We start from the raw sequence: 12,056 nt of genomic DNA on the forward strand, positions 1-12,056 counted from the left end.
ATTGGTCTTCAATAAAAGATCACTTTATATTTATTCCTGAAAACTGGGGAATATCCGTTAGCTTCTCAATAACACGGGAAGCCTGCTCATACTGCTCTGCTACCGACAATGCATGAGGCCAGGCATATATCCACGCAATACCCGCCTGCTTTGCCGCCGCAATCCCCAAATCGGTATCTTCAATGACCAACGTTTGCTGAACATCCATCTTTTTCAATTTCAGCATAGCCAAATAAGGATCAGGGAAGGGTTTAGTTCTTTCCACATCATCGCCAGAAATCAAAGCAGGTGGTTCATGGAGATCCAACAAACTAAGATTGGCCAGACACACATTGCGCGGCGCAGTGGAAACAAACCCAAAGTTAGTACCATTTTGTTGCAAAGCCGCAATCAAATCAGTGATCCCCGGTCGCAAATAATGCGCAGACAATTTTTCTTGATAATGCAAAATGATTTTTTCGGTAATGTCTTGTTGCATTGATGGCGGAAGACCAACCTTATTTAAGGTTTCCGCCAGACTTAGCCCAATCAATTGCTGAGGTTGGATATCACTTAATTGAATATGTGTCTGTTCTTCCAATACGTTACCTGATTCATTACCTAATACATCAAGCAATACGTCAAAATGCAGTTGTTCACTATCGACAATAACACCGTCGATATCAAAAATGACATTACATCTATTCATCGCCGTCGTCCTTCAAAATATTCACTTATTTTAGGTCAGAAATACGAATTAATACCTTACAGTTTGGTGTATTGAGAGGAACTTGCGTTTTCGATGCAATATCACAACCGACAGTAAGAAAAGCCTGTTGGTAATCTTTGAAATCAAAAATCTGGCTGATAAAACGCTTAACAGGGATTGCGCCGTCACGGATCATAGTATAGGCACGTTCAAAACTATTATTCAGCGAATCAATGGAGCCTATGACTGAAAGACTTTTATCTGCAATTTTCATAATGTCCAAATTGGCCTGTTTATCTTTCAGGGCAACATTTAATAATTTTCCACCCGGTGCCAGATGATCAAAAATATATTCAGTCAACTGCCCCGTTGTATCCACACATAAATCAATCAGGGCTGACGTATCACCATATTCCTGTATTAATGCTTCATTAAAGTCAGAATACAACTGGCATTCCGGTGGCAAATTATTTATTGCAAACTGAGTTCGGTTCTCATTCTTTTCGACCATAAAGGCTTTTACGCCCCGCTCATGCAGCGTCCAAATGTACAGCATCCCCATCGGGCCAGCACCTGCCACTGCCGCACGAATATTCGTGTGAGTAATCCCAAGCTTATCCACGCCGGTTATTGTGCAGCTTAGTGGTTCAGTCAATGAAGCCTCCTCCATACTGACATGATCATCCAGCTTGATAAGCAAATTTTCTTTTGCCAAATATTGCCCTGCGAAAGCGCCATCATAGGAAACTCCAGCTTCTGTTCCCAGTTTTCTCTCACAATGGTTAGGGCTGCCTGTCTGACACATCCGGCAATGCCCACAAAAGTAAGTCGGGTTGACGACAACACGATCCCCCACCTGAAATTGAGTAACACCGCTGCCAATTTGGGATACCACGCCAGCGGTTTCATGCCCCAAAGTGGTTCCCGGAATAGCAACAGGATAAGCACCCGTGATAATTCCCACATCCGTGCCACAAATACCACACACTGCAATGTCAACAACAACATCATCGGGTTCAATACAAGACAAAGGTTCAACTTGCTGGATTTCAACATCCCAAGTTTGATGATATTTAAGTGCTAACATGATACAGCCTCCGTACGTACTTGTGCGCTGGTCGTTAATTCTGAGAAAGTCAGATCCAGTTTATGGAGAATTTCTGCCAAATGTTCCTGTGTGCAAATCAGTGGAGGACGCACTTTGATTGCCCTGCCTTTACCATAACGGGAACCACGCAAGATCAAATGATGGCGGTTAGCCGTCGCGATCACCTGCGCGGCAAAATCTGGGTTTGGTGTGTCAAAGCCATACATATACCCCACCCCTCTCACTCCTGTGATCTCTGGATACCGCTCCTGTAATTTCAACAAACCATCACGCAGATAGGCTTCATTTTGTTGCACATTTTCTAAAACGTGATCATCTTCAATAATATCGATAATTTCGTTGAGGGCGACCAAAGAGAGCGGATTAGCGCCAGACGTACTGGAATGTTCGAATGATTCCAGGATATCCAGTGAATGATGCATCAACACCCCCCCCGTTGGAATACCGATACCCCCCGCTCCTTTGGCGAAAACGATGATATCTGGCTCCAGCTCTTTGGCATAACCCGTCGATGCGAAGAACGTACCTGTGCGACCAAAACCTGTTTGTACTTCATCCGCGATAATGATGATGCCATGCTGGCGACAGATTTCTCTGAGTTTCCGGTAGAAAGCCACAGGGAAAACCATATTGCCGCCATTCCCCTGAATCGGTTCAATAATCAGACAGGCAATATTGTCATTAGAGCCTAATTGAATAAATTGTTCTAAATCGACAAATTGTTCTTCACTCGGCTGTGACTGCCCTGCCAAGACACTGGCTGGCGTAGGAATTTTTATTGAACCATCAATATTGATATGGAAGTCTTTAATCCTGAATGCATTGCCAGAAATTTGTGCGGTTGCAAGAGATTGTCCATGATGGGCAAGAAAGAGTGAAATAACGCCTGAGCGTCCCGTTGATTTTTGCGCTATGCGGATAGCACATTCAACCGCACCCGATCCAGAAACATCTCGCAACCAGATGCGATCGACTCCTTCAGGTGTATATTTAATTAATTTACCCAAAATATATTGTGACATTTCACGGGTATAAGCCGAACTCAAATGTGTACATCTATCAATCTGTTGTTTGAGTTTTTCTGTAATCCGATCATTCGTATAGCCGAGCGGCAAATTAAAAGTTCCCGATGCCGCATCAATATATGTTTCACCATCAATGATCAAATAAGGGCCATGACCAATAAAACGAGAAAGCATGCTTTCAAGATGATTTCTATTTTCCATAATGACTCACCACTATTAGTTATATTAAACAACAAGTTAAGTTTAACAACAAAAAATACCGACTGTGATGAGACTAGATTATGCTCATTGAAATTTTATTTCGATCACATAAATGCCATAAAAAACATTATGCAAAATTAAAATTTAATTTAAATTTTTAAAATCATGCAGTTATTTATTAATACTTATTAAATGTATTAAATACAGAAAAAATCACGTTTAGAAATTAGCAATTTAAACCCCCAATCCCATCATTCGCATTAATTTCCGGGCCTGTTGAATGGCCTCTTGTCGATGAGCAATTCCCATTTTTTGGTATAAATTACGTATATGCGTTTTTATCGTGGTCGCTGCCACATCCAGTTCTGTCGCAATTTGATCGTTACTGTAACCAGAATAAATTAACCCCAGCACCTGCCATTCACGCTGAGTGAGTGGACTATTACGGATAAGCTCAGGCACGTCAGGATGAGTGAGTAGTTGTTCTACAAACGTTTCGTCAAAATGGGCAAATTTATGCCGGTGCTGTCGATTGATTTCCCGGAGAATACGCTGGGCTCTATGCTGTTCCATTTCAGGCAAGATATTCAGTTGGATAAGCTGGCGCAATTGCAAAGCCATCAACTCACCTTCAATAACAAAATGGCTGATGAACCCTGTGCAGTTAGCCAAATTCAACGCTTCCATCAAAACATCCTGAGCCTCAGCCTTACGTCCAAGCTGCCAATAAAGCAAATTACACAACAGAAGATTACGATTCAAATCGCTGACCAATGCCAATTTTCTGGCATATTCATTCAGTTTCACCAGAATAGATTCAGCTTCCTCATGCTGATCCAGTAAGATTTTAGCCCGTGCAATATTGCGCCATTGATTTTGATTGAAATGGTTACAAAAGCTCTCTGGTTGCTCTGCCTGTACCAACCATTGAGTCAAGGAATCACTATCTTCTAAAGTCTGCCAAATAATGACACGCAACTCGTCAGTGTTCGTTCGCCAATCGCGGTGATACTGCCCATTACTCAGTAAATTTTCACAACGGGTCAAGTAACGGCGAGCGTTATCAATATCACCCCGGACCAAAGAACATTTCGCCAGTTGGGTAAGACATTGTAATTGCTGCTGTGGCTGGTAATTGTCCAACACTTCCAACCCTTGACGCGCCGCCTCTTCTGAGTCATCAATACGGGCCCAACACCACAAAAGTTGTGAACGTATCCTCAGCAAAAACTCATGCATCGGCAACTGTTCCAGATGCTGCTCACGGATTAAATCAAAAGCATGGGACTGGGTATCATAAGCCGCCTGCAAATAACCTTGTGCCAGTAAAATTTCACTTTGTTGCAATAACGCCCATAAAGCATAGTGATAAACATGACAAAGGCGGGCAAGCTGCTCCGTCTGCTTCATTAATGTCAATGCACTGACCAACTGACCATTGCAATGCAATACTTCCCCTTTTACTGACATCGCTACAATACGACCATATTGATTATTTGGCAGTAAGTTCGCCAACGCCTTTTCGGCCAACGCCTCAGCATCGGTGGGCCGTCCATCATTCATCGCCACTTGGGCTCTCAGAGCATCAAACTCTGCCAACAATTCCGGTTCGATGGCGATTTGCTTCTGCTTTAGTGATTGCTCTGCCTGATTCAATAATGCATTGACCTCATAGTAGCGATGCTGGCTTTGTGCCAGCCACGCTTGCAACAGTACCAGGCGAGGACTTTCCAGCAGCTGTTCATACGGCAGTGCATTCATACACTCTCCCAACAGGGAAAGTTTACTGTGGTTAAATAACTCCCAGGCATGTTGCAACAAAATATCCCGTAACAAAATAGTATCTCCCGCTGCCAGGGCGTGATGAATAGCCTCCCCGGGATATCCCTGCATCAGCCATCCTTGCACGGCGGCTCGATGTAATTCGGGCAATTTTGCCGCCATTTCCCATTGGCAACGTTGGCGAAGAAATGAAGCAAACAAAGGGTGAAAGCAGAACCACTCACCAGAATCATCCATTCGCTGAATAAACAACCCCTGCCGCTCAATGTCTTCCAGACGTTGCTGACCGTTTTCTTCTCCCGTCAGGCAGGTTATCAGCCCATCATTCATGGAGCGCAGGATAGAACTATGCAACAAGAAATTCCGCGTCTTCTGATCCACTCGGTTTAAAACTTCATCTACAAGGTAATCAGCAAGATGGCTGGCATTAATTCCCGCAAGGCGCTTTGCTGAACTTTCCGTCGTATTACCGGATTGACGGGCAGAAAGGGCAATCAGTTGCAAGGCCGTTGCCCACCCAGCTACGTCATTACATAACTGTTCGCAGTGTTCAGGCGCCAATGGACTGGCTAACCGCTTGGCAAAAAATTGTTGTGTTTCCTGATAATCAAAAGCCAACTGCTGACTATCAACCTCCAATAACTGTTCACGCACGCGTAAGTTGGCAATTCCCAACGAGGGCAAATGGCGTGATAGCACCACTAATGTTAAATTTTCGGGTTGGTGGCGGAGAAAAAAGCGCATTGCTTCATGAATAATCCCATTCACGATCAGATGATAATCATCAATCACCAAAAAAATCGGTTGCTGCCATTCGTTAAGCTCAATAAATAACTGCGCAAACAGTGTAGATAAGCTGGCATATTGATGTTTCTGGGCCAGTATCTCACTTTTCACACAGTGTCCCTGCGTTGCCTGCTGAATGGCCGCAATCAGATAGCTAGCGAAACGTTCTGGCTGGTTGTCACTATCATCAAGAGAATACCACCCTAGATGATCCTGTCCGGCAGCCCATTGTGACATCAAGGTCGTTTTGCCATACCCGGCGGGACTGGTTATCAATACCAGTCGATAATCCTGAATTTCATTGAACTTTTCCAACAGACGCTCCCGCATAACCATATTATTGAGTCGAAGGGGGCGACTGAGTTTCGATGGGATAAGCATTAAATTTCTCCCCTCACACGCAATGAATAAAAGCAACGAATAAAAGCAACGAATAAAACTGATACCTGAATTCTGTTTGACACGATTAAGTCACTTACACATTAACATTCCTTTACGACCAACAAATGTAGAGAAACGCCCATCTTTTGCAAACAAGTTGATTAATTTCATTGTGTTAAATTGCACCTTGTCACATTCTTTGGGTGCAACCTTTCTATTTTTCTATGAAATTACGAAAAAGCTCGAAAGAAATAGCTACGCCCTTGCGCTCCTCCCTGCGAATATTTTCACGGGATGATGTTTCCCAAGCCACTAACCTTCAGCATATCCCTGTAAATAATTATCTAAACTTTCCTCAGTCAGTGACAGGATGCAACGCCATGCAACTATCCACATTAAAATCATCGACATTAAATCAAGAACCCACATTAGATAAAAACCCGAAACTCGATAACGCTTTATTTCAGGCCGCACTCACACGCCAGTGGCAATATTTCGGTCTCAACGCAGCTCAGGAAATGACGCCACATCAGTGGTGGCAGGCCATTAGCGCAGCCGTATCAGAATTACTCCCCCTATCCCATCAGCAAAACCGTGCCAATCCATCCTCTGACAATCAACGCCACGTGAACTATATCTCGATGGAATTTCTGATAGGCCGACTGACAGCCAACAATTTATTGAATCTTGGTTGGTATAAAGATATTCAGTCTTATCTGGCAGAAAATGGCATCATTTTGAGTGACGTGCTGGAAGAAGAAACCGATCCCGCATTGGGCAATGGTGGGTTAGGAAGGCTAGCAGCCTGTTTTCTCGACTCAATGGCTACGCTCAATCAACCTGCTACGGGGTATGGTCTCAATTATCAATATGGTCTTTTCCGCCAATCCTTTGAAAATGGGCAACAAATTGAAACACCTGATAATTGGGAACGCGAGTCCTACCCATGGTTTCGCCATAACACGCAATTAAAAGTCAGCGTCAGTTTTGGTGGCGAAATCGTGACAACGGCCGATGGTCATGAAACCTGGGTTCCCGCATTTAGCCTGATTGGTGAAGCCTGGGATTTACCCGTAATTGGGTATAACAATGGGGTAACCCAACCACTTCGTTTGTGGCAGGCAACCTACGATACCCCCTTTGATCTGTCACTTTTCAATGACGGACAGTTCCTGTATGCCGAACAACAAGGCATTGAAGCCGCCAGCCTGACCAAAGTTCTCTACCCGAATGATAATCATCAGGCAGGTAAACGACTGCGCCTGATGCAACAATATTTCCAGTGTGCTTGTGCCGTGGCAGATATTCTGCGCCGCCATCAGCAGGCAGGGCGAAAAATAGAAGAGCTAGCACAATACGAAGTTATCCAGCTTAATGATACCCACCCCACTATCGCAATCCCTGAAATGATGCGTCTTCTGCTTGATGAATACCAGTTAAGTTGGGAAACCGCATGGGACATCACAGGAAAAACTTTCGCCTATACCAACCATACTTTGCTGCCAGAGGGCCTGGAACGTTGGGATGAACAATTGATGAGTGCACTTCTGCCACGCCATCATCGCATCATCCAGGAAATCAACCGACGCTTTAAGACAACCGTGGAACAAGTTTGGCCTGATAACCGACAAATCTGGGAAAAATTGGCAGTTATCCATGACAATCAAGTCAGAATGGCTAATCTGTGTGTTGTCGCCTGCTTTGCCGTCAACGGAGTTGCAGCCCTGCATTCATCCTTGATCGTGACAGATCTGTTCCCTGAGTATCATCAACTGTGGTCAACTAAATTCCACAATGTGACTAATGGTGTAACTCCTCGTCGTTGGTTAAAACAGTGTAACCCTGCACTCTCTTCATTAATTGACCAAACATTAGGCCATGATTGGGTAAATGATCTGGCGGCCTTAGAACAAATCGAATCTTATGCCGATGATTCAGCTTTCCGCGAAACTTATCGCGCGGTTAAACAAGATAACAAAATTCGCCTGTCTAACTATGTCAATAAGGTCATGGGGCTGAAAATTGATCCTAATGCCATTTTCGATATTCAGATAAAACGTCTGCATGAATACAAACGTCAACACCTGAACCTGCTCCATATCTTGTCACTTTATCGGCAGATTCAGGAAAATCCGGCCTTAGATATTCATCCTCGTGTTTTCCTGTTCGGTGCCAAAGCAGCTCCCGGCTACTATCTGGCTAAAAACATCATCTCGGCCATCAATCATGCCGCTGAAAAGATCAATCATGATCCAATCGTCCGTGATCGCATCAAAATTGCTTTTATCCCCGATTACAATGTTTCCGCTGCGGAACTGATGATCCCAGCGGCTGATGTATCAGAGCAAATCTCTACCGCAGGCAAAGAAGCCTCCGGTACAGGCAATATGAAGTTAGCCTTAAATGGCGCACTCACTATTGGAACACTGGATGGTGCGAATGTCGAAATCGCCGAACACGTCGGAAATGACAATATCTTTATTTTCGGCAAGACCGTGGAAGAAGCTAAGGCCTTACTGAACAGCGGATACAATCCGCAAGATATCCTTCAGCAGGATCACCATCTAAAAGCTATCCTTGACTCTCTCGCCAAGGGTGAGTTCAGCCATGGAGATGCGCACGCATTTAATCTTATGTTACATAGCCTGACTGACGGCGGTGACCCTTATTTAGTGCTGGCTGATTTTGCCTCTTATTGCCACGCCCACCAGCAAATTGACACTCGATATCGCGATGCCCAAAGCTGGACACGCAGTACTGTACTCAATACCGCCCGAATGGGTAACTTTAGTTCTGACCGCGCTATTCAGGATTATCAACAACGTATCTGGCAAACTAACTAGGGGTTTTGTATGGAAAAAAAATGCCTCAATGATTTGGCAACTGAGGCCGGCATTGTCAGCGAATATATTAATGCCTATGGGAAACCTCAGGCGATCCCTGCTGAAATCAGGTATCGGATATTGGAAACCATGAGTACAGATATACCGGTCGGGAGGCCGGTTTCTCATTTACGCGCTTCCCCCTTACCTAATGTTAAGGTGGTTATTCAGGAACAAAGAATAATCCTGCCTCTGGAGGATACAAATAATTACCAGTGGCAGATACACACTGAACAAGGGCAGATATTTCAGGGTTACTGCCAACATCAGCTCACGTTGCCTGCCAATCTCCCCCTGGGATACCACACGCTGAACTTGATATCGGAGGCGAAACCAGAAACTGGCGCTTGGCAATACTCGACACAACTTATTGTTGCCCCTAAACGTTGTTACGAACCCGATGCCATAACACGTGGAGAAAAACTTTGGGGGGCTTGTGTCCAGCTCTATACCCTGAGATCAGAAAATAACTGGGGAATTGGTGATTTTGGCGACCTGAAATATATGCTGCAAGAACTGGCACTGCGTGGTGGTGCCTTTGTTGGCCTGAACCCTCTTCATGCCATCTACCCGGCAATGCCTGAAAACGCCAGCCCTTACAGTCCGTCTTCCCGCCACTGGCTCAATATCATCTATATTGCTGTAAATCAGATAGACGACTTTAATTGTAGCGCCGAAGCACAAAAGTGGTGGCATTCAGCGGAAACACAATCCAAACTCCAGCAAGCCCGTCAGGCAGAATGGGTTGATTACACCACAGTAATATCTCTAAAAATGGCTGCATTGCATCTGACTTATCCGCAATTTAAGCGCCGCTCTGGCGATGATCCCCAACAGATCGCTTTCCAACAGTTTGTGACCAAAGGAGGCAAAAATCTTTATTATCAAGCTGCTTATGATGCCCTACACCATAAGTTATATGGGGAAAATAATGTCTATTGGGGCTGGCCTGTATGGCCGGAAGAATACCGTGAACCAGAAAATGACGCGGTTAAGGCATTCTGCCATTCATATCCACAGGAGATAGCGTTTTTCCTTTGGCTACAGTGGGTAGCTGATACCCAGCTTGCTGAGTGCTTCACTACCAGCCAAACCCATCACATGCCAATTGGTATTTACCGTGATCTTGCCGTTGGTGTTGCACAAGGGGGTTCAGAAACCTGGTGTAACCGAAGCATCTATTGCACTAAAGCATCCGTCGGAGCGCCCCCCGATATTCTGGGACCATTGGGGCAAAATTGGGGACTTCCGCCAATGAATCCCCATGTATTAAAAACTCAGGCCTATCAACCTTTCATTGAATTATTGCGCAGCAATATGCGTCATTGCGGTGCATTACGCATCGATCATGTGATGTCACTGCTCAGACTCTGGTGGATACCACAAGGAGAAACTGCCGACAAAGGCGTTTATGTCCATTATCCGGTTGACGATCTGCTGGCAATATTGGCGTTGGAAAGCCAGCGCAATCATTGCCTGGTGATAGGCGAAGATTTAGGTATTGTGCCAGAAGAAATTGTCGATAAGTTACGGGACAGGGGTGTTTATTCCTATAAGGTATTTTATTTCGAACGCAATGAGCAAGGTGAATACCGTTCTCCCGATGAATATCCCGAGCAAGCGATGGCAACCATTACTACCCATGACTTACCTACTTTACGCGGATTCTGGCAAAATAAAGATTTAACCTTAGGAGAAGATATCGGTTTATACCCCGATAAAACTCTTCTTGTTGATTTATATTCGGAACGTAAACGCTGCAAGCAAGCGTTATTAACCAGTTTAAACCGTCACGGCTATTTATCAGTAGAATCGCTCAAGACAGATATCTTCTCCTCGTTGCAGGGAACGGCATCACTGAAACAAACAGAATATCCGATGTCACATGTTATAAATCAAAGCATACACCGCTATATAGCTCATAGCGCCTGTGCCTTATTAGGATTACAACCTGAAGATTGGCTGGATATGGAACGCCCCGTTAATATTCCTGGCACAACAGAGGAATATCCCAACTGGCGACGAAAACTTACCGCAACATTGGAAACTATGTTTGTGGATGCTCATATCAATGACTTGTTACAAACAATCGGAGAGTGCCGAAAACAGGGTTAACAACTTACTGAGCTAACAGCTATACTCGATAAACGTCAAGTTGCAATCCGCCAGACGACGCGAGGCCCTATATTTCCCCCGCTGCGCGGGGAAATATAACACGCATCTTGAAGTTGGATTGGTATATATGTAGCCAAGTAGCCAGAAAACGCCCCAATCATATATAGATAAATATGATTGGGGGAGAGGATCAGCCTTTCACGCCTCCCGACGTTAGCCCACCGACTAACCAACGTTGGGCAAGTAAGAAAACCGCCGTGATAGGGATAGCAGAAAGCACAGCCGCAGCAGCAAAATCCCCCCAGAGATAGTTCTGTGGGTGAAGATATTGCTGCATTCCCACTGCCAGCGTGTAATTATCCACATCACGTAATAATAGAGATGCAACAGGTACTTCGGTAATCACGCCAATAAACGACAAAATAAATACGACAGCCAATATAGGTACAGAAAGTGGCAACAGTATCAAACGAAAAATTTGCCACGATGTCGCCCCATCCAACATAGCCGCTTCTTCCAGAGAACGATCTATCGTTTCGAAATAACCTTTTATCGTCCATACATGCAGAGCAATTCCGCCCAAATAGGCAAAAATCACACCACCGTGGGTATTGAGACCAAGGAAAGGAATATATTCTCCTAATCTATCAAACAAGGCATATAGTGCCACCAAAGAAAGTACCGCCGGAAACATTTGAAAAATCAACATCGCTTTGAGTAAGGTACTTTTTCCACGAAAGCGCATTCGAGCAAATGCATAAGCACACGTCGTTGATAATGCCACAATGCCAGTGGCAGTAATCAAGGCAACCTTTACAGAATTCCAAAGCCATTGCATGACCGGAAATGGGGGAAGCATGACGTGTCCATCAGCAGACTCCACGCTATAACCAAGTGCCAGCTTCCAGTGTTCCCATGAAACGGTGTCTGGAATCAGGTTGCCTGTAGCAAAATTACCCGGACGCAAAGAAATAGCAATGACCATCAGCAGAGGAAACAAAATCGTGGCAATAAAAGCCAGCATTAATACATGTGTTCCCCATACCCGCCATCGTTGCGATTTGGGTTGTACCATCGCCATCTTCTTT

The 12,056-nt window shown here is 44.6% G+C and carries 7 protein-coding genes; 2 read left to right on the plus strand and 5 right to left on the minus strand.

From position 1 onward, the window contains the following. Positions 1 to 19 precede the first annotated feature (19 nt). The 4 genes from ABLA76_RS04330 to malT form a co-directional block, all read right to left on the minus strand. Positions 20 to 688: an HAD family phosphatase gene (locus ABLA76_RS04330; RefSeq protein WP_348986995.1), complete on the minus strand. Its 669-nt coding sequence runs from the start codon at positions 686 to 688 to the stop codon at positions 20 to 22. Positions 689 to 713: 25 nt separating this feature from the next. Continuing rightward, on the minus strand, positions 714 to 1,775 hold the full coding sequence (locus ABLA76_RS04335) for an alcohol dehydrogenase catalytic domain-containing protein (RefSeq protein WP_348986996.1): 1,062 nt from the start codon (positions 1,773 to 1,775) through the stop codon (positions 714 to 716). After that, positions 1,769 to 3,022, minus strand: a complete 1,254-nt coding sequence (locus ABLA76_RS04340; protein WP_348986997.1) for an aspartate aminotransferase family protein — start codon at positions 3,020 to 3,022, stop codon at positions 1,769 to 1,771. Before ABLA76_RS04340 ends, ABLA76_RS04335 begins: the two co-directional genes overlap by 7 nt. Before the next feature lie 234 nt (positions 3,023 to 3,256). After that, positions 3,257 to 5,971: an HTH-type transcriptional regulator MalT gene (gene malT / locus ABLA76_RS04345; protein ID WP_348986998.1), complete on the minus strand. Its 2,715-nt coding sequence runs from the start codon at positions 5,969 to 5,971 to the stop codon at positions 3,257 to 3,259. Positions 5,972 to 6,351: 380 nt separating this feature from the next. Between malT and malP the strand changes: the two genes are divergently transcribed. Together malP and malQ are read left to right on the plus strand one after the other, a co-directional pair. Further along, the gene (malP, locus tag ABLA76_RS04350; protein ID WP_348986999.1) at positions 6,352 to 8,814 is read left to right on the plus strand and encodes a maltodextrin phosphorylase; all 2,463 of its coding nucleotides are present in this window, start codon (positions 6,352 to 6,354) and stop codon (positions 8,812 to 8,814) included. 9 nt (positions 8,815 to 8,823) lie between these two features. After that, positions 8,824 to 10,968 (plus strand): 4-alpha-glucanotransferase, encoded by a 2,145-nt coding sequence (gene malQ, locus ABLA76_RS04355; RefSeq protein ID WP_348987000.1) that lies wholly within the window; start codon positions 8,824 to 8,826, stop codon positions 10,966 to 10,968. Between the two features lie 190 nt (positions 10,969 to 11,158). Here malQ and malG read toward each other — a convergent pair whose 3' ends face one another. Beyond that, a complete protein-coding gene (malG, locus tag ABLA76_RS04360; protein ID WP_348987001.1) occupies positions 11,159 to 12,049 on the minus strand; it encodes a maltose ABC transporter permease MalG in 891 nt (296 codons plus the stop codon). Positions 12,050 to 12,056 lie beyond the last annotated feature (7 nt).

This window comes from Xenorhabdus sp. SGI240 (assembly GCF_040081915.1).
Lineage (GTDB): Bacteria > Pseudomonadota > Gammaproteobacteria > Enterobacterales > Enterobacteriaceae > Xenorhabdus > Xenorhabdus bakwenae.

What these genes read in the sequence shown, in the direction of transcription:
- ABLA76_RS04340 (WP_348986997.1), bottom strand. Translation starts at nt 3,022, where the DNA reads ATGGAAAATAGAAATCATCTTGAAAGCATGCTTTCTCGTTTTATTGGT.
- ABLA76_RS04330 (WP_348986995.1), bottom strand. Translation starts at nt 688, where the DNA reads ATGAATAGATGTAATGTCATTTTTGATATCGACGGTGTTATTGTCGAT.
- ABLA76_RS04335 (WP_348986996.1), bottom strand. Translation starts at nt 1,775, where the DNA reads ATGTTAGCACTTAAATATCATCAAACTTGGGATGTTGAAATCCAGCAA.
- malT (WP_348986998.1), bottom strand. Translation starts at nt 5,971, where the DNA reads ATGCTTATCCCATCGAAACTCAGTCGCCCCCTTCGACTCAATAATATG.
- malP (WP_348986999.1), top strand. Translation starts at nt 6,352, where the DNA reads ATGCAACTATCCACATTAAAATCATCGACATTAAATCAAGAACCCACA.
- malG (WP_348987001.1), bottom strand. Translation starts at nt 12,049, where the DNA reads ATGGCGATGGTACAACCCAAATCGCAACGATGGCGGGTATGGGGAACA.
- malQ (WP_348987000.1), top strand. Translation starts at nt 8,824, where the DNA reads ATGGAAAAAAAATGCCTCAATGATTTGGCAACTGAGGCCGGCATTGTC.